A 17,864-nucleotide genomic window follows, 5' to 3' on the forward strand; every position below is an offset into this window, starting at 1 on the left:
CTGTTGGTAGTCTGAGCTTGATCTGGCAGACACTTATTATATAAGCATCTGTCAGTTCAAACGATTGAGCTCTCTCACCTTAACTATTACCATCAAGTCTAAACTTAACATTTGGAGTTAGGTATCCGGCATACAAAGCAATATGTTACCGCAGCACTGGGCTCTTGAGCGCAATAGGTATAGCAAAGATAATTTACAAAGACAGTTAGGCTTGGATGCAAATTTAGCCAAAACGAAATATCGTGATTTTGATCGGATAAGAAACACATGGCCCGAGACATAACTCTCGCCTTAAATTGAAGGTATCTCTATAAAGCCAACATACACTTAAGCATGTCGTGCTTACAAAATAATGACATTCGCTACACAATCCACACATACTCTACTAACTTCCCTCCTGACAGTGACAGCGGGTTTTGGCATGCGGAATTCAGCATCGTACCTATAAATCAGTGAGTGACAAACAGTTTTGGCTGCTCAATATTTGTAACTTATTGATTTCCAGCCCTAGTGAGTGACAAAATATTTTGGCACTTGGCACCCAATTACCCCTCGGCTCGCGCAGCCAGAGGGTGTTTATAAAGCGCCTCCTCATCAAGGCACTTTCGATCAATCTTTAAATATGCAAGATGCTCTTCTACCACCAAGGTTACATCCTGCACTCCGGGAATATTACCCAACTGCTGACTCACCTGCTCGGCTGAGCCATGCTCAAAAGGCCTTAAAGGCAAAACAAGACTGGTGGTATAAGGCGGTTCAGGCATGGACATTGTCAGGATCGTCCATACTAAACCTATCGTTGCACAAAGGCCATAGACGGCCGCCAGACCGCCCATATCATAGGCTACACCTCCCAGAGTTCCTCCGAGAAATGCCCCTAAAAATTGCGAACTGGAATATACCCCCATCGCAGTCCCCCGCATACCAGCAGGAGCCACTTTACTGACCAAAGAAGGCAGCGTCGCCTCCAGATAGTTAAATGCCACAAAGAAGCAGAATAGCAACAGAGTAAAAGATATGAAGCCTGTCATACCCCAGATTTCTGCCAATAGAGCCACTGTCAGCAGCAAGACCGCCCCTTGAAAGAAGCGGCGGATTTGCCGGCGTTTTTCTCCGATGATAATTAAGGGAACCATCGAGACAAATGCCCCAAAAATGACGGCCAGATAGAAATACCCGTGTTGGGCCTTCTCAAAGCCAAACTGATTTAACAGAGAGATAGGAATGGCCACAAACAACGCTGTCATCACCAAATGAAGAGAGAAGATTCCCCAATTCAGACGCATCAGCTCCTTGTTCCCAAAAACAGAGCTGAGAGACCCTGTCACCACCTGGGTTTCCAGATGCCTTTTCGATTGAACCGCCTGGGGCACTCTTGTCAGTAACAACATCCCGACAACCGCCAGACCTGCCGTCACCCAGAACACGCCACTTAAACCAAAGCTGGCCGTCAAAATAGGTCCTAACACGAGTGCCACGGCAAATGAGAGACCAATCGTCATCCCGACAGTTGCCATCGCTTTGGTGCGATTCTCTTCCCGGGTAAGATCGCTCAACAGCGCCATCAATACGCTGGCAATAGCGCCAGCGCCCTGAAGTACACGGCCAACAATCACGCCATAGATTGATGAACTGCTGGCAGCAACAACACTACCCAGAGCAAACAGTACAAGGCCGATAAAAATCATTTTTTTACGACCCAGCTTGTCGGACAGGATTCCGAATGGGATCTGCAGTACCGCCTGACTTAGTCCATATACACCGATGGCAAGTCCCAAAAGTGTCGGATTAGCTCCCTGCAAGCTCTGCCCTTCCACCATAAAAACCGGCAGAACCATGAACAAACCGAGCATCCGCATGGCATAAAGCGAAGCAAGAATAGAAACCGAGCGTTTCTCGGCCGGTAGTAAACTATTGGTCGATTTCATACGAAAAAAGACTGCCTGGGCAAAAAAGGCGTCATTGTAGCATTTCATCGGACCCAGTTTAATGTCTCAATCCCTACTCTGAAGGAGTTCAACTTTATTGTAATAATTCGCAGCAACTCTCCTGACAATTTCTGTCAGTATGGTTACAGAACAAGAGACAATGCGGTTAGTAAACTCCTGCCCAGAGCCTTATAATGGCCGGTTTATTTCATCGGGTAAGCAGGATTTATGGACACTATTCAGGTCCGCGGCGCACGCACGCACAACCTTAAGAATATCGATCTCGAACTCCCCCGGGATAAGCTGATTGTTATTACCGGCTTGTCAGGATCCGGCAAATCATCGTTGGCCTTCGATACATTATATGCGGAGGGTCAGCGCCGCTACGTGGAGTCGCTCTCGACTTACGCCCGGCAGTTTCTGTCCATGATGGAAAAGCCGGATGTTGATCATATCGAAGGGCTGTCACCGGCCATCAGTATCGAGCAGAAGTCCACGTCCCACAATCCTCGCTCAACCGTTGGCACCATTACTGAAATATACGACTATCTGCGACTGCTGTTTGCCCGGGTGGGAGAGCCCCGCTGCCCTGACCACGATATTGTTCTGGAAGCTCAGACCGTCAGCCAGATGGTTGACCGTATTATGGCACTTCCTGAAAACAGCAAATGGATGTTGTTGGCTCCGGTAGTCCGCAACCGCAAAGGCGAGCATTTGCACGTCATCGACGGCCTAAAATCCCAGGGATTCATCCGCGCCAGAATCGACGGCATTGTTGTCGACCTGGACGATACTCCGGAGCTGGATAAAAAACGTAAGCACACCATCGAAGCGGTGGTTGACAGGCTTAAGATCCGCGAAGATATCCAGACACGTCTGGCAGAATCTATCGAGACCTGTATAGAAATAGCCGAAGGTATTGTGATTGCCGCCCCCATGGATCAGGAAGGTGAAGAGCTGATCTTTTCAGCCAAATTTGCCTGTCCGACCTGCGGCTATAGCGTCAGCGAACTAGAACCCAGAGTCTTCTCCTTTAACAACCCTGCCGGCGCGTGTAGCGCCTGTGACGGCCTCGGAGTCAAACAATATTTCGACCCCGGAAAGGTTGTTGAACGTCCGGAACTGACGTTAGCGGAAGGTGCAATCAAAGGATGGGACAGGCGTAGTGTATTTTATTTCCAGATGATGAGCAGTCTTGCTGATCACTTCGACGTCGATATCGATACTGCTTACATTGATTTGCCAGAGAGTTTCCGCAAAGCCCTCCTCTCTGGAAGTGGAAACACCAGCATTAAATTCAAGTATGTAAATAGTCGGGGCGATATTGTATTTCGCGAACATCCGTTTGAAGGCGTTATTCCCAATATGGAAAGACGCTACCGGGAAACGGATTCCCAGATGGTCAGGGATGAATTGTCGAAGTTTCTAACCCAAAGATCCTGCCCGGATTGTGATGGCAGCCGCCTGAAAAAATCCTCACGGCATGTTTTCGTAGATAACAGAAATCTTCCTGAAATCTCGCATCTGGCAATCGGTGAAGCCGGACAGTTTTTCCAGCAATTAAATCTGACTGGAAGAAAAGGAGAGATCGGAGCGAAGATCATCAAAGAAATCCAACTTCGACTGCAGTTTCTGATCAACGTTGGCCTGGACTATCTTTCCCTTGATCGCAGTGCTGAAACACTTTCCGGAGGCGAAGCCCAGCGTATTCGACTAGCCAGCCAGATTGGAGCGGGGCTGGTTGGAGTCATGTATGTTCTCGATGAACCTTCAATCGGTTTGCACCAACGGGATAATGATCGCTTATTGGCGACGCTCAACCATCTCAGAGATCTAGGTAACACCGTCATTGTGGTTGAACACGATGAAGATGCCATCCGAACAGCTGACTACGTTGTAGACATCGGCCCTGGCGCCGGTGTACATGGCGGGGAAATTGTGGCCCAGGGCAGCCCAGAGCAAATCATGGCCTCCAGCCACTCTGTCACGGGGCAGTATCTCAGCGGTAAAAAAGAAATATCCATACCTTCACAGCGAGTACCAGCAGACCCTAAAAAACAGCTCGTTGTTAAGGGGGCTCAAGGCAACAATCTTAAAAATGTAACGCTAAAAATTCCTGTAGGATTGTTTACTTGTGTGACAGGGGTTTCAGGTTCAGGCAAGTCCACGCTGATAAATGGCACCCTCTATCCGGTTGCTGCTCAAAAGCTCAATTTGGCAACAACATTAAGTGCAGAGAAACATCAGGCCGTAGAAGGTCTTGATCAGTTCGACAAGGTCATTGACATTGACCAGAGCCCTATAGGGCGAACGCCACGCTCAAACCCTGCAACCTATACTCAGATCTTCACCCCAATAAGAGAACTCTTCGCAGCCACTCAGGAAGCAAGATCCAGAGGTTATAAACCTGGGCGATTCAGCTTCAATGTCCGCGGCGGTCGCTGTGAGGCCTGTCAGGGCGACGGAGTGATCAAAGTTGAAATGCACTTCCTGCCGGACCTCTATGTACCCTGCGATATCTGCAAAGGTAAACGTTACAATCGTGAGACTCTGGAAGTCGTTTACAAAGGAAAGTCTATTCATGACGTCCTGGAAATGACCGTTGAAGATGCCAGGGAGTTTTTTGATGCGATTCCTGTCATTTCCAAAAAGCTCCAAACACTGATTGACGTAGGTCTATCATATATACGCCTTGGTCAGAGCGCGGTCACCCTTTCCGGCGGAGAAGCCCAGCGGGTAAAACTGAGTCGTGAACTCTCCAAGCGCGACACGGGCAAAACACTCTATATCCTTGATGAACCAACTACCGGCCTTCATTTCCATGACATCGATCAGCTGCTTAGAGTACTTCATCGACTAAGAGATCATGGAAACACCATCGTGGTTATCGAGCATAATCTTGATGTTATCAAAACGGCTGACTGGATTGTCGACCTTGGACCGGAAGGTGGAAATGGTGGAGGTGAAATTATTGCTGAGGGGCCACCAGAATCCGTTCAGGATGTCGAGAGATCCCATACTGCGCGTTTCCTTAAACGCATGCTAAACGGCTGACAGATTTACCAAAAAATAACCCAATCAAAAAGCGAACCCAGTTCGCTTTTTTTATACTACAAGTGCGCTGAGCGGAATTCATTCCTTGCCGATAGAGGTTATCACTTCAACAGAAATTGCCGCTATAACTATGGCCTCTATAACTGTGGCCTCTATAACTGTGGCCTCTATAATTTAGGCATAAAAAAACCGCCCATATGGGCGGCTCTTTTTGCATCAGAAGCACGTCGAAGAATTTATTCTTCGTCTGCATCTTCCACGTCAACAACAGGACGGTCAACCAGCTCAACATACGCCATTGGGGCGCTGTCGCCTGCACGGAAACCGCACTTGAGAATGCGAAGGTAACCGCCAGGACGTGCCTGATAACGTGGGCCCAGCTCATTGAACAACTTGGTGACCGCATCACGATCACGCAGACGAGCAAACGCCAAGCGGCGGTTTGCAACGCTGTCATTTTTAGCCAGGGTGATGAGAGGCTCAGCCACTCTTCTCAGCTCTTTCGCTTTAGGCAACGTGGTTTTAATCAGCTCGTGCTCTACCAACGATGCCGCCATATTCCGGAACATCGACTTGCGATGCGCGCTAGTCCGGTTAAATTTACGACCACTTTTACGATGACGCATCTTCTTTATCCTTCAACCTCAGTGAGGGCTCAACTGTGGCCGAACTTCGACGAGTCCGGCCTAATAGCTTAGCCGCCAAGTACCCGATCGTCGCCTCGAAGGCTGGCAGGTGGCCAGTTCTCCAAGCGCATACCCAATGACAATCCACGCGAAGCGAGAACGTCTTTGATCTCGGTCAATGACTTTTTACCGAGGTTCGGCGTCTTAAGAAGCTCGACCTCAGTACGCTGAATCAAATCACCAATATAGTAGATATTTTCAGCTTTCAGGCAGTTCGCAGAACGAACTGTCAGTTCCAGATCATCAACCGGACGCAACAGAATTGGATCGATCTCTTCTTGCTCTTCCACTTTCTCTGGCTCGTTCTGCTGATCGAAGTCAACAAACACTGCCAGTTGCTGTTGAAGGATTGTCGCTGCACGACGAATCGCTTCCTCAGGATCGATAGTACCGTTGGTCTCTAGATCGATGACCAACTTATCCAAATCCGTACGCTGTTCAACACGAGCGCTTTCAACGTTATACGCAACGCGACGAACCGGGCTGAAAGAGGCATCCAGTTGCAGTCGTCCAATTGCGCGAGTTTCGTCGTCCGCAGAATGACGTGCATCTGCTGGCTCGTAACCACGGCCACGAGCGACTTTCAAAGTCATCTTGACTTCGCCGTTGGAGTTAAGGTTGCAAATCACCAGATCCGGATTTGCAATTTCAACGTCGTGATCAAGCTGAATGTCACTCGCCAACACAGCACCTGAACCTTTCTTATTCAGGGTCAGGGTTGCTTCGTCACGGTTATGCATGTTAATCGCCAGATTCTTCATATTAAGAAGAATTTCGATTACATCTTCCTGCACACCCTCAACGGTGCTGTACTCATGCAATACACCCTCAATTTCTACCTCTACCACGGCACAGCCAGGCATAGAAGAAAGTAGAATGCGGCGCAGAGCACTCCCCAAAGTGTGGCCGAATCCGCGCTCAAGCGGTTCCAGTGTCACTTTGGCGTGAGTCGCTGTGATTTGATTCACCTCAATAGTACGAGGTGTAAGAAATTCATTTACTGAACGCTGCATAGATGCCCCTATTGGCTATTCAAATTGCAAGCCTTACTTAGAGTACAGCTCGACAATCAAGTTTTCGTTAATGTCCGCAGACAAGTCCGTTCTTTCAGGTACAGTCTTGAACACGCCTGACATCTTAGCGGCATCTAATTCAATCCACCCAACAGTGCCACGCTGAGCAGCTATATCGAGTGCACCCTTAATCCGAAGCTGATTCTTGGACTTTTCACGAATGCTGACAACATCACCTGGCTTAACGACGTAAGACGGAATATTTACCGCTTTATCATTAACCAGAATGGCCTTATGAGAGACCAACTGGCGAGCTTCAGCGCGGGTAGATCCAAAGCCCATGCGGTACACTACGTTATCCAGACGACTTTCCAGCAATTGCAACAAGTTTTCACCAGTCGCGCCTTTCAGACGTGCAGCTTCTTTGTAATAGTTACGGAATTGCTTTTCCAGAACGCCGTACATACGACGTACTTTTTGCTTCTCACGCAACTGTAAACCGTAGTCAGACAGACGGCCACGACGTTGACCATGCTGACCAGGAGCGGTTTCCATATTACATTTGTTTTCAAGAGCTTTTACACCACTCTTCAAGAACAAATCGGTCCCTTCACGACGGGACAATTTACATTTCGGTCCAATATAACGAGCCATTAAACTGTTCCTCTTCCTTACACTCTACGTTTCTTGGGAGGACGGCATCCATTGTGTGGAATCGGCGTAACATCAGTGATGTTAGTGATTTTGTACCCACACGCATTCAATGCACGAATTGCGGACTCGCGACCGGGTCCAGGTCCTTTAACCAAAACGTCAAGGTTCTTTAGGCCGTATTCAGAGGCCGCATTACCGGCTCTTTCAGCTGCTACCTGCGCAGCAAAAGGTGTGCTCTTACGTGATCCACGGAAGCCAGAGCCGCCAGCTGTTGCCCAGCTCAGCGCGTTGCCTTGGCGATCAGTAATAGTCACGATGGTGTTGTTGAAAGAAGCGTGGATATGAGCCACACCGTCAACAACGGTCTTTTTCACCTTTTTACGGGTACGTGTACCTGGTTTTGCCATGCTCTATACCTAAAAATTATTTACGAATAGGCTTACGTGGACCTTTACGGGTGCGCGCATTAGTTTTAGTGCGCTGACCACGAACTGGCAGACCATGACGGTGACGAAGACCGCGATAGCAACCAAGATCCTTAAGCCGTTTAATGTTCATTTGCACTTCCCGACGTAGATCACCTTCAACGACGATCTTGCCGATCTCATTACGCAGTGCGTCCAGCTGTTCCTCTGACAGGTCTCTGACCTTTGCCTGAGGATCAACACCGGTAGCCTTGCAGAGACCACTGGAAGTGGTGCGTCCAATACCATAGATGTAGGTCAAGGACACAACTGTGTGTTTATTGTCGGGGATATTGACACCCGCTATACGTGCCATCCATCTTACTCCGCGTTTATACCATTGGACTCTCACTCAAATTCAGCCTTACCGTTGCCAGTCGCCTAAATCGAGCAATCACCAACAAATTAAAAGGCGCAGAATAATAGCGCCTTCATGTATACAAATCAAGCAATTTGGCCTTTTTAACATCCATCCTTCCACCGACCTTCTTTTTGACCGGTCGGATGCAAGGTAAGAGGTCTTAGCCCTGCTTTTGTTTGTGTCTTGGCTCTGAGCTGCAGATCACCATAACAGAACCATTACGACGAATGATTTTGCAGTTACGGCAAACTTTCTTAACCGATGCTCTTACTTTCATGACCTTCTCCAATCGTAAGCCGATTATCTAACTAATCCACTCTTGCCGTAATTTTTCAGATTGGACTTCTTCATCAGTGATTCATACTGGTGAGACATCAGGTGAGATTGCACCTGGGCCATGAAATCCATAACTACGACAACCACAATCAACAGGGATGTGCCACCGAAATAGAAAGGCACATTCCAAGAAACCACCAGAAACTGAGGTAGTAACGCTACTGAAGCTATATAAAGCGCACCGAACAATGTTAGACGAGTGAGAACCCCATCTATGTACTTCGCAGTGTGCTCACCTGGACGAATACCAGGCACAAAAGCTCCGGAGCGCTTCAAGTTCTCTGCAACTTCTTTTGGGTTGTACATTAACGCCGTATAGAAGAAGCAGAAAAACACAACTGCAATGGCAAACAATATGATGTATAGAGGCTGACTTGGCCCTAAAGCCTGAGATACAACCTGCAACCATTCCATCCCTTCACCACGACCAAACCACTGCCCCAGAGAAGCTGGGAACAGAAGTATACTGGACGCAAAAATTGGTGGGATAACACCCGCCATATTAACCTTCAACGGCAGATGGCTGCTCTGCTGAGCAAACACCTTCCGGCCTTGTTGCCTACGCGCATAATTGATAGTGATTCGACGCTGTCCACGCTCCATGAAAACAACAAAAGCGATGATAGCGATAGCAAATACCACAATTGCAATCAGCGTTAAAACATTCATTTCGCCCAACCGAGCTTGTTCGAACGTTTTGCCAATAGCACCAGGTAACCCGGCCACAATACCGGAGAAGATCAATAATGAAATACCGTTGCCGATACCCCTTTCAGTAATTTGCTCACCAAGCCACATCAAGAACACAGCACCACAAACAAAAGTAACCACAGCAACAAAGAAGAAGCTGGGACCTGTAGTGAACGTTACTCCTTGGTTGGCTAGGCCTACTGAAATGCCGAATGCCTGTACCGTTGCCAGTACTACCGTTCCGTAACGAGTGTATTGACTAATTTTTCGGCGTCCCGCCTCACCCTCTTTCTTGAGCTGCTCCAGCTGAGGGCTCACCACCGTGAGTAACTGCATGATAATAGAGGCCGAGATATACGGCATAATTCCCAACGCAAATATACTCATCCGCTCGAGAGCACCACCGGAAAACATATTGAACAAGCTCAAGATAGTTCCCTGGTTCTGCTCAAACAACGCAGCCAGCTGATCAGGATTGATTCCGGGCACCGGGATATGCGCACCGATGCGATACACCAGAATGGCCAGAAGTACAAACCAAAGCCGAGCTTTAAGCTCGGCCAGACCTTTGCCTGCGCCTGCAGGTAGTGAGTTCAATTTAGCCATTTACTCCTCGACTTTACCGCCGGCTGCCTGGATAGCTTCCAGAGCACCCTTGGTGACTTTAAGGCCTTTTACAGTAACAGCTTTGGTGAGTTCGCCAGACAAGATAACCTTTACTGACTTGGCGCGTGCATCAACAATGTTGGCAGCCTTAAGGGCAGCCAGATCGACAATGTCCGTACCCAGTGTTTCGATCTCACTCAAACGCACTTCCTCAACAAAACGGCCTTTACGGGAAGTAAAACCGAATTTTGGAAGACGACGTTGCAAAGGCTGTTGTCCGCCTTCGAAACCTGGCTTAACACCGCCACCGGAACGAGCCTTGATACCCTTGTGGCCACGACCACAGGTTTTACCCAGACCACTACCGATACCACGGCCAACACGCTTAGGAGACTGCTTAGCTCCTTCACCTGGCTTGAGAGTATTCAGTTGCATGTTACTCTCCCTCAACCTTTACCAAATAGTTAACTTTGTTGATCATCCCACGAACTGCAGGAGTGTCTTCCACTTCCACAGTGTGATTGATCTTTCTCAAACCCAGACCACGAACACAGTCTTTATGCTTAGGCAGGGTACCGATAGTGCTTTTTACCAAAGTCACCTTAATCTTCTTATCTGCCATGACTTACTCCAGGATATCTTCCACGGTCTTGCCACGCTTAGCCGCGATCTCTTCTGGAGCCTGCATTGCTTTCAGACCTTCAAAAGTAGCGCGAACTACGTTAACCGGGTTAGTTGAACCATAGCATTTAGCCAGAACGTTCTGAACACCTGCCACTTCCAGGACTGCACGCATAGCACCACCAGCAATGATACCCGTACCTTCGGAAGCCGGCTGCATGAACACCTTGGCCGAACCGTGACGTGCCTTGATTGGATACTGCAGAGTATTACCGTTCAAAGTCACATTGATCATATTCTTTCTGGCTGCGTCCATAGCTTTTTGAATCGCAACTGGCACTTCACGAGCCTTGCCACGACCAAAACCTACACGACCGTTACCGTCACCAACCACAGTCAAAGCAGTAAAGCCGAAAATACGTCCGCCTTTAACAACCTTGGCCACGCGGTTGACCTGAACAAGCTTCTCTTGGAGCTCAGCCCCTTTTTGCTCGTTATTTGTCATTTGTTCCACCTCTTAAAACTCGAGACCATTTTCCCGCGCAGCATCGGCCAACGCTTTTACACGACCGTGGTATTTGAATCCGGAGCGATCAAACGCCACCTTTTCAACACCTGCTGCTTTCGCACGTTCTGCTATCAAAGCACCAACTTTACCAGCCGCATCGACGTTTCCAGTTGAGCCAGCACGCAACTCCTTATCTAGAGTTGAGGCTGCAGCAAGAACCTGACTTCCATCAGCACTGGTAATTTGTGCATAAATGTGACGGGGCGTGCGGTTAATAGATAACCGGCTGATACCGAGTTCACGAATTTTAAAACGGGTTTTCTTAGCCCGACGCAAACGAGAATCTTTTTTATCACTCATGACCGCGCCCTACTTTTTCTTAGCTTCTTTAACACGTACTTGCTCGCCACCGTAACGAACACCTTTACCTTTGTAAGGCTCTGGCGGACGAATGCTACGGATCTCAGCAGCAACCTGACCAACCTTCTGCTTATCGATACCACGGATCATGATTTCGGTTTGAGAAGGAGTCTCAGCAGTCACACCTTCTGGAAGGTCATAAACAACTGGATGAGAAAAACCTAAAGTCAGGTTCAGTGCTTTGCCTTGAGCTTGAGCACGATAACCGACACCGATGAGCTCAAGTTTCTTTTCGAACCCTTGAGTAACACCGACGACCATATTGTTAATCAACGCACGAGTGGTCCCAGCCATTGCCCATGCATTTTTAGAACCGCCTTTCGGTTCAAAGGTCAGCTGACCATCTTCTTGCTTAATTTCAACAGTAGAATGAATGTCGATAGAAAGGGCACCTTTGCTCCCCTTCACATTTACTTGCTGACCATCAAGCTTAACTTCTACGCCTGCAGGAATCTGTACAGGACTTTTTGCTACCCTAGACATGATTCACTCCTAGAAAACGGTGCAAATAACTTCACCGCCCACACCAGCTTTACGAGCGGCACGATCTGTCATGACGCCCTTTGATGTAGACACGATTGCGATACCCAACCCACCGTTTACTTTTGGCAGCTCATCAGCACCTTTATACTGGCGCAGACCTGGGCGGCTAACACGAGAAATATTCTCGATTACCGGACGACCCTGGAAGTAACGCAACACTACTTCTAGTGTAGGCTTGGCTTCACCGGACACGCTGAAGTCAGAAATATAACCTTCTGTTTTTAATACCTCAGCAACGGAAACCTTCAATTTAGATGAAGGCATTTGCACAGACTCTTTTTCCGCCATCTGTGCGTTACGGATACGAGTGAACATATCCGCAAGCGTATCTTGCATGCTCATTTACTTACTCCAAACATTTTAGTTGTGCAGCGGTTTCACCGCTTTCACGGTAAAACCGCTTACCAACGGCGCCGCTATATTACCAGCTTGCTTTTTTAAGTCCAGGAACATCGCCACGCATCATAGCTTCACGAAGCTTAATACGGGACAAACGGAACTTACGCAATACGGCGTGAGGACGCCCGGTAACCTGACAGCGGTTGCGCAGCCGACTTGGGCTGGCATCCCTTGGCAGTTTTTGCAGTTTCACCTGCGCTTCCCACTTTTCGTCATCCGAAGCAGTAGGGCTGCTGATGATTGCTTTCAGTGCAGCACGCTTTTCAGCATACTTGGCAACCGTTTGCTCGCGCTTCAACTCGCGATTTTTCATTCCAACTTTAGCCATGGTTCAACACCTTACTTTCTAAATGGGAAGTTAAATGCACTTAACAGGGCTTTACCTTCCGCATCCGTACCGGCAGAAGTTGTAACAGTAATATCCATACCGCGGACCTTATCGATTTTATCGTAATCGATTTCCGGGAAGATAATCTGTTCCTTCACACCCATTGAGTAGTTGCCGCGACCATCGAAAGACTTACCGTTGATACCGCGGAAGTCACGTACACGTGGCAATGCGATGTCGACCAATCTTTCCATGAATTCCCACATACGCTCACCGCGCAGGGTCACTTTACAACCGATGGGGAAACCTTGACGGATCTTAAATCCGGCAACAGATTTGCGCGCTTTGGTTACCACGGCCTTTTGACCAGTGATAGCTTCTAGATCAGCAACAGCCGCATCAATTTGCTTTTTGTCGCCCAACGCTTCACCCACACCCATATTCAGGGTGATTTTCTCAACACGAGGCACCTGCATAACGCTGCTGTAGGAGAATTCCTTCATTAGCGCCGGCACGACCTCTTTTTGATAGAGCTCTTTATACTTAGCCATAATCAGACCACCCAACCCTTACTTATCGACAACTTCGTTAGTCGATTTGAAGATGCGTACTTTTTTACCATCTTCAAGAATTTTAAAGCCTACGCGGTCTGCTTTGTCGGTTGCAGAATTGAAAATTGCAACATTTGAAGCTTGAATTGGAGCTTCTTTCTCGACAATACCACCCGCTGTACCCAGCATGGGGTTCGGCTTAGTGTGACGCTTAACCATGTTGATGCCTGAAACAATCAACTTACCGTCAGCCTGAACACGCAGAACCTTTCCACGCTTGCCTTTATCGCGTCCGGCAATTACCAGGACTTCGTCGTTCTTTCTGATCTTATTCATCCGGTCCGACTCCTATAACACTTCAGGCGCGAGTGAAACGATCTTCATGAACTTCTCACCACGGAGTTCCCGAGTAACCGGTCCGAAGATACGAGTACCAATAGGCTGATCGTTGTTGTTCAACAGCACAGCTGCGTTGCCATCAAAGCGGATCAGAGATCCGTCCTGACGACGAACACCTTTACGCGTCCGAACCACAACGGCCTTCAATACCTGACCTTTTTTAACTTTTCCGCGCGGGATGGCTTCCTTAACAGAAACCTTAATCACATCTCCGATACTTGCGTAACGACGGTGCGAACCACCCAGCACTTTTATACACATAACTCGACGTGCGCCGCTGTTATCGGCTACATCAAGCACGGTTTGTGTCTGAATCATTGGTTATCTCCACCTAACAGCTTTTATTAACGTTGCTCGATTAGACTTTAACGGCACGCTCGACAATGTTAACCAGCTTCCAAGTCTTGGTCTTTGAGTACGGACGGGATTCCTGGACAGTTACCAGATCCCCGATTTTGCACTCATTCGCCTCGTCATGAGCATGAAGCTTGCTGGAGCGTTTTACATATTTTCCGTAAATCGGATGCTTTACACGGCGCTCTACCAGAACGACGATGGACTTATCCATTTTGTCGCTGACTACGCGGCCAGTCTCTGTGCGCACAACACTAGTTGTTTCAGCCATATTACTCACCTGCCTTCTCTTTCAGGATAGTCTTGACACGAGCAATATCATGACGAACCTTCTTCATAAGATGAGTCTGATTCAATTGGCCGGTTGCCTTACGCATCCGCAAATTAAATTGCTCTTTCAATAAGGAGATCAGCTCTTCGCTGAGCTCCTTTTCAGTTTTTGATCTCAAATCTGCAGCTTTCATTTACATCACCGTTCTCGTAACAAAAGTAGTTGAGACAGGCAGTTTTGCCGCTGCAAGCTCGAAAGCTTCGCGTGCCAATTCTTCACTAACCCCTTCCATCTCGTACAGCATTCTTCCTGGCTGGATTTCGGCTACCCAGTATTCAACTGGACCTTTTCCTTTACCCATCCGAACTTCAAGAGGTTTTTTCGTAATTGGCTTGTCTGGGAAAACACGAATCCAGATTTTACCGCCACGCTTAATTCGACGAGTCATGGTACGACGAGCCGCCTCAATCTGGCGTGCCGTGATACGTCCGCGACCAGTCGCTTTCAAACCAAATTCACCAAAACTTACTTTATTACCGCGTTGCGCCAGACCGGTATTACGGCCTTTGTGCATCTTACGGAACTTCGTACGCTTAGGTTGCAACATGTCAGTGCCCCCTACTTAGTAGATTTCTTTTTAGACGCTTTCTTCTCAGCACGAACCTGTTCGATACCGCCCAGGATTTCGCCTTTGAAGATCCATACTTTTACGCCGATTACACCGTACGTGGTGTGCGCTTCATGAGTGGCGTAGTCAATATCTGCACGAAGAGTGTGCAAAGGTACGCGACCTTCACGATACCATTCACTACGTGCGATCTCCGCTCCACCCAAACGGCCGCCAACCTGGATCTTGATCCCTTTGGCGCCTTGACGCATAGCGTTCTGAACCGCGCGCTTCATTGCACGACGGAACATCACACGGCGCTCTAACTGACTGGCAACACCGGCTGCAACCAATTTTGCGTCCAAGTCAGGCTTACGAATCTCTTCGATGTTGATATGCACAGGCACACCCATCAGGTCGCCGATCTCTTTGCGCAACTTATCAACGTCTTCGCCTTTCTTACCGATAACGATACCTGGACGCGCAGTATGAATAGTGATCTTGGCGTTCTGTGCAGGACGCTCGATCACGATTTTGCTCACAGAAGCCTTCTCCAGCTTCTTCATCAGATATTCACGAACCTTGATATCTGTAAGAAGATTAGCGGAGTAATCACGCTTATCTGCGTACCATACTGAATTATGATCTTTCACGATCCCCAGTCGAATACCGACTGGATTTACCTTCTGACCCATTGCTATCTCCTGTTATTCAGATACCTTGATGGTGATGTGGCAGGTCCGCTTAAAAATACGGTCCGCACGCCCTTTAGCCCGTGGCTTGATACGCTTGAGAGTTGGACCCTCATCAACCATAACAGTTGCCACTTTCAGCTCATCAACATCCAGGCCATCGTTATGCTCAGCATTGGCGATAGCTGACTCCAGCACCTTTTTCATAATGCTGGAAGCCTTCTTGGGACTGAAAGTCAAAATGTCTAATGCTTCTTCTACCCGCTTACCGCGCACTTGGTCTGCAACTAAACGAGCTTTTTGAGCAGACAAGCGAGCACCAAATAATTTTGCCGCTACTTCCATCTCTAATTCCTCTTACCGTTTAGCCTTTTTGTCTGCAGCGTGACCGCGATAAGTACGTGTGGCTGCAAATTCACCCAACTTATGGCCGACCATGTCTTCTGTAACGTAGACAGGAACATGTTGACGACCGTTATGTACAGCGATGGTCAAACCTACCATTTCCGGGAAGATCGTCGAACGACGAGACCAGGTCTTAATAGGCTTTTTATCCTTCGCTTCAATTGCCGCTTCCACCTTGTTCAGAAGGTGCAAGTCAATAAATGGTCCTTTCTTAAGTGAACGTGGCACGTGTGACCCCCTTACTTAGCTTTGCGACGACGCACAATCATTTTATCTGTACGCTTGTTCTTACGGGTTTTGTAACCTTTCGTAGGAACACCCCAAGGCGTAGTTGGGTGTTTACCCATATTACGCCCTTCACCACCACCGTGTGGGTGGTCCACCGGGTTCATCGCAGTACCGCGAACGGTGGGTCTAACACCTCGCCAACGCTTCGCACCGGCTTTACCGTATACACGAAGGTTGTGCTCACTGTTAGATACTTCGCCCAGTGTCGCACGACACTCAGCCAGAATTTTACGCATTTCACCAGAACGCAGACGGATAGTTACATATGCACCTTCACGAGCCACAACCTGGACAGAAGCACCAGCACTACGCGCCATCTGTGCGCCCTTACCTGGCTTCATCTCGATACAGTGAACAACTGAACCTACCGGAATATTGCGCAAAGGCAGACAGCTACCTGTCTTGATCGGAGCTTCCTGACCAGACAACACCTGATCACCTGCATTCAATCCTTTTGGAGCAATAATGTAACGACGCTCACCATCTGCATACTTCAACAATGCGATATGAGCTGAACGGTTAGGATCGTATTCCAAGCGCTCTACTACAGCCGGAACACCATCTTTGGTCCGTTTGAAATCAATAACACGGTACAACTGCTTATGACCGCCACCTTGATGACGAACAGTAATACGACCAGAGTTGTTGCGACCGCCTTTCTTACATTTCTTTTCGGTAAGAGCAGCTACTGGCGCACCTTTGTGAAGCTGTGGATTAGTCACAGCCACCACATGCCGACGACCGGCAGAGGTTGGTTTTACTTTAACAACAGCCATGATCTATCTCCTTACTCGACATCAACAAAATCAATGCTCTGACCTGCCGCCAGGCGAACATAGGCTTTGCGAACATCGTTGCGCTTACCAAGACCACGCATTGTGCGCTTGGTTTTGCCTTTGATATTCACAACCTGGACGGACTCTACTTTGACGTCAAATAAAGACTCGACCGCTTTCTTGATTTCAGGTTTCTTTGCATCAGGCGCCACACGGAAGACCACTTGATTGTTGATTTCCGCTAACAATGTGGCCTTTTCCGAAATATGGGGCCCAAGCAAAACCTTGTATAGTCTCTCTTGGTTCATCCCAACATCTCCTCAATTTTCTTAAGTGCCGGAACCGTAACAACCACTTTGTCATGAGCAATCAGGCTCACAGGATCGATCGCCACAGCGTCACACACATTTACATGCGGGATATTACGGGATGCCAAATACAGGTTTTGATCTACCGCTTCCGCAATGATCAGCGCATTATCCAGCCCCATATCTTTCAACTTCGCATTGAAAACTTTGGTTTTGGGCGCTTCAACAGACATATCTTCAACAACAACCAGCCGCTCCTGACGAACCAGCTCGGAGAGAATGGACTGCATTGCTGCACGATACATCTTCTTGTTAACTTTCTGAGAGTAGTCCCTGGGCTTAGCAGCAAAAGTTACACCACCGCTTCTCCAGATAGGGCTACGAATAGTACCGGCACGCGCACGACCAGTACCTTTTTGACGCCATGGTTTCTTTCCACCACCGCTCACTTCAGAACGAGTTTTTTGAGCTTTAGAACCTTGGCGAGCACCAGCCATATAGGCGGTAACCACCTGATGGACCAGAGCTTCATTGAAATCTCTTGCGAAGGCTACATCAGATACAGAAACAGTACCTGCGCCATTAACATTTAACTCCATCTC

General features: G+C 48.3%; 28 protein-coding genes. 1 reads left to right on the top strand and 27 read right to left on the bottom strand.

The window, feature by feature from the left end:
- Positions 1 to 545 precede the first annotated feature (545 nt).
- Positions 546 to 1,928, bottom strand: a complete 1,383-nt coding sequence (locus BTA51_RS23865) for an MFS transporter (protein WP_094711644.1) — start codon at positions 1,926 to 1,928, stop codon at positions 546 to 548.
- Positions 1,929 to 2,156: 228 nt separating this feature from the next.
- Between BTA51_RS23865 and uvrA the strand changes: the two genes are divergently transcribed.
- Entirely contained in the window at positions 2,157 to 4,982 is a 2,826-nt protein-coding gene (gene uvrA / locus BTA51_RS23870; RefSeq protein ID WP_094711602.1) for an excinuclease ABC subunit UvrA, read from the top strand.
- 236 nt (positions 4,983 to 5,218) lie between these two features.
- Here uvrA and rplQ read toward each other — a convergent pair whose 3' ends face one another.
- The 26 genes from rplQ to rplD all read right to left on the bottom strand — a co-directional run bounded on the left by rplQ (position 5,219) and on the right by rplD (position 17,861).
- Entirely contained in the window at positions 5,219 to 5,608 is a 390-nt protein-coding gene (gene rplQ / locus BTA51_RS23875) for a 50S ribosomal protein L17 (protein ID WP_094711603.1), read from the bottom strand.
- A gap of 68 nt (positions 5,609 to 5,676) precedes the next feature.
- Entirely contained in the window at positions 5,677 to 6,681 is a 1,005-nt protein-coding gene (rpoA, locus tag BTA51_RS23880) for a DNA-directed RNA polymerase subunit alpha (protein ID WP_094711604.1), read from the bottom strand.
- 33 nt (positions 6,682 to 6,714) lie between these two features.
- On the bottom strand, positions 6,715 to 7,335 hold the full coding sequence (rpsD, locus tag BTA51_RS23885; RefSeq protein WP_094711605.1) for a 30S ribosomal protein S4: 621 nt from the start codon (positions 7,333 to 7,335) through the stop codon (positions 6,715 to 6,717).
- Positions 7,336 to 7,352: 17 nt separating this feature from the next.
- Positions 7,353 to 7,742, bottom strand: a complete 390-nt coding sequence (gene rpsK, locus BTA51_RS23890; protein ID WP_020406351.1) for a 30S ribosomal protein S11 — start codon at positions 7,740 to 7,742, stop codon at positions 7,353 to 7,355.
- A 16-nt stretch (positions 7,743 to 7,758) separates the two neighbouring features.
- On the bottom strand, positions 7,759 to 8,115 hold the full coding sequence (rpsM, locus tag BTA51_RS23895; protein ID WP_094711606.1) for a 30S ribosomal protein S13: 357 nt from the start codon (positions 8,113 to 8,115) through the stop codon (positions 7,759 to 7,761).
- A gap of 205 nt (positions 8,116 to 8,320) precedes the next feature.
- Positions 8,321 to 8,437: a 50S ribosomal protein L36 gene (gene rpmJ, locus BTA51_RS23900; protein ID WP_094711607.1), complete on the bottom strand. Its 117-nt coding sequence runs from the start codon at positions 8,435 to 8,437 to the stop codon at positions 8,321 to 8,323.
- Positions 8,438 to 8,460: 23 nt separating this feature from the next.
- On the bottom strand, positions 8,461 to 9,792 hold the full coding sequence (gene secY, locus BTA51_RS23905; RefSeq protein WP_094711608.1) for a preprotein translocase subunit SecY: 1,332 nt from the start codon (positions 9,790 to 9,792) through the stop codon (positions 8,461 to 8,463).
- A complete protein-coding gene (gene rplO, locus BTA51_RS23910) occupies positions 9,793 to 10,227 on the bottom strand; it encodes a 50S ribosomal protein L15 (RefSeq protein ID WP_094711609.1) in 435 nt (144 codons plus the stop codon).
- A gap of 1 nt (position 10,228) precedes the next feature.
- Complete coding sequence (rpmD, locus tag BTA51_RS23915) at positions 10,229 to 10,414, bottom strand: 50S ribosomal protein L30 (protein ID WP_020406347.1); 186 nt, start codon at positions 10,412 to 10,414, stop codon at positions 10,229 to 10,231.
- Between the two features lie 3 nt (positions 10,415 to 10,417).
- Positions 10,418 to 10,918 (bottom strand): 30S ribosomal protein S5, encoded by a 501-nt coding sequence (gene rpsE, locus BTA51_RS23920; protein WP_094711610.1) that lies wholly within the window; start codon positions 10,916 to 10,918, stop codon positions 10,418 to 10,420.
- A 12-nt stretch (positions 10,919 to 10,930) separates the two neighbouring features.
- Positions 10,931 to 11,281 carry a 50S ribosomal protein L18 gene (gene rplR / locus BTA51_RS23925; protein WP_094711611.1) on the bottom strand — a complete coding sequence of 117 codons (351 nt, stop codon included), beginning with the start codon at positions 11,279 to 11,281 and terminating at the stop codon, positions 10,931 to 10,933.
- Between the two features lie 9 nt (positions 11,282 to 11,290).
- Entirely contained in the window at positions 11,291 to 11,824 is a 534-nt protein-coding gene (gene rplF, locus BTA51_RS23930) for a 50S ribosomal protein L6 (RefSeq protein ID WP_094711612.1), read from the bottom strand.
- A 9-nt stretch (positions 11,825 to 11,833) separates the two neighbouring features.
- Positions 11,834 to 12,226, bottom strand: coding sequence for a 30S ribosomal protein S8 (rpsH, locus tag BTA51_RS23935; protein WP_094711613.1), 393 nt, complete (start codon positions 12,224 to 12,226; stop codon positions 11,834 to 11,836).
- Between the two features lie 79 nt (positions 12,227 to 12,305).
- Positions 12,306 to 12,611 carry a 30S ribosomal protein S14 gene (rpsN, locus tag BTA51_RS23940; RefSeq protein ID WP_094711614.1) on the bottom strand — a complete coding sequence of 102 codons (306 nt, stop codon included), beginning with the start codon at positions 12,609 to 12,611 and terminating at the stop codon, positions 12,306 to 12,308.
- Positions 12,612 to 12,622: 11 nt separating this feature from the next.
- Entirely contained in the window at positions 12,623 to 13,162 is a 540-nt protein-coding gene (rplE, locus tag BTA51_RS23945; RefSeq protein ID WP_094711615.1) for a 50S ribosomal protein L5, read from the bottom strand.
- A gap of 18 nt (positions 13,163 to 13,180) precedes the next feature.
- Positions 13,181 to 13,498 carry a 50S ribosomal protein L24 gene (rplX, locus tag BTA51_RS23950; protein WP_094711616.1) on the bottom strand — a complete coding sequence of 106 codons (318 nt, stop codon included), beginning with the start codon at positions 13,496 to 13,498 and terminating at the stop codon, positions 13,181 to 13,183.
- 12 nt (positions 13,499 to 13,510) lie between these two features.
- Positions 13,511 to 13,879, bottom strand: coding sequence for a 50S ribosomal protein L14 (gene rplN / locus BTA51_RS23955; protein WP_094711617.1), 369 nt, complete (start codon positions 13,877 to 13,879; stop codon positions 13,511 to 13,513).
- Positions 13,880 to 13,919: 40 nt separating this feature from the next.
- A complete protein-coding gene (gene rpsQ / locus BTA51_RS23960) occupies positions 13,920 to 14,186 on the bottom strand; it encodes a 30S ribosomal protein S17 (RefSeq protein ID WP_094711618.1) in 267 nt (88 codons plus the stop codon).
- 1 nt (position 14,187) lies between these two features.
- On the bottom strand, positions 14,188 to 14,379 hold the full coding sequence (gene rpmC / locus BTA51_RS23965; protein WP_020406337.1) for a 50S ribosomal protein L29: 192 nt from the start codon (positions 14,377 to 14,379) through the stop codon (positions 14,188 to 14,190).
- Positions 14,380 to 14,793: a 50S ribosomal protein L16 gene (gene rplP / locus BTA51_RS23970; RefSeq protein WP_020406336.1), complete on the bottom strand. Its 414-nt coding sequence runs from the start codon at positions 14,791 to 14,793 to the stop codon at positions 14,380 to 14,382.
- An 11-nt stretch (positions 14,794 to 14,804) separates the two neighbouring features.
- Positions 14,805 to 15,488, bottom strand: a complete 684-nt coding sequence (gene rpsC, locus BTA51_RS23975) for a 30S ribosomal protein S3 (protein WP_020406335.1) — start codon at positions 15,486 to 15,488, stop codon at positions 14,805 to 14,807.
- 12 nt (positions 15,489 to 15,500) lie between these two features.
- A complete protein-coding gene (gene rplV / locus BTA51_RS23980) occupies positions 15,501 to 15,830 on the bottom strand; it encodes a 50S ribosomal protein L22 (protein WP_020406334.1) in 330 nt (109 codons plus the stop codon).
- A gap of 12 nt (positions 15,831 to 15,842) precedes the next feature.
- The gene (gene rpsS / locus BTA51_RS23985; RefSeq protein WP_094711619.1) at positions 15,843 to 16,118 is read right to left on the bottom strand and encodes a 30S ribosomal protein S19; all 276 of its coding nucleotides are present in this window, start codon (positions 16,116 to 16,118) and stop codon (positions 15,843 to 15,845) included.
- An 11-nt stretch (positions 16,119 to 16,129) separates the two neighbouring features.
- Positions 16,130 to 16,954 (bottom strand): 50S ribosomal protein L2, encoded by an 825-nt coding sequence (gene rplB / locus BTA51_RS23990; RefSeq protein ID WP_094711620.1) that lies wholly within the window; start codon positions 16,952 to 16,954, stop codon positions 16,130 to 16,132.
- Between the two features lie 11 nt (positions 16,955 to 16,965).
- Entirely contained in the window at positions 16,966 to 17,262 is a 297-nt protein-coding gene (gene rplW / locus BTA51_RS23995) for a 50S ribosomal protein L23 (protein WP_094711621.1), read from the bottom strand.
- The gene (rplD, locus tag BTA51_RS24000; RefSeq protein WP_094711622.1) at positions 17,259 to 17,861 is read right to left on the bottom strand and encodes a 50S ribosomal protein L4; all 603 of its coding nucleotides are present in this window, start codon (positions 17,859 to 17,861) and stop codon (positions 17,259 to 17,261) included. Before rplD ends, rplW begins: the two co-directional genes overlap by 4 nt.
- Positions 17,862 to 17,864: the final 3 nt, after the last annotated feature.

This window comes from Hahella sp. CCB-MM4, assembly GCF_002260525.1.
Classification (GTDB): domain Bacteria; phylum Pseudomonadota; class Gammaproteobacteria; order Pseudomonadales; family Oleiphilaceae; genus Hahella.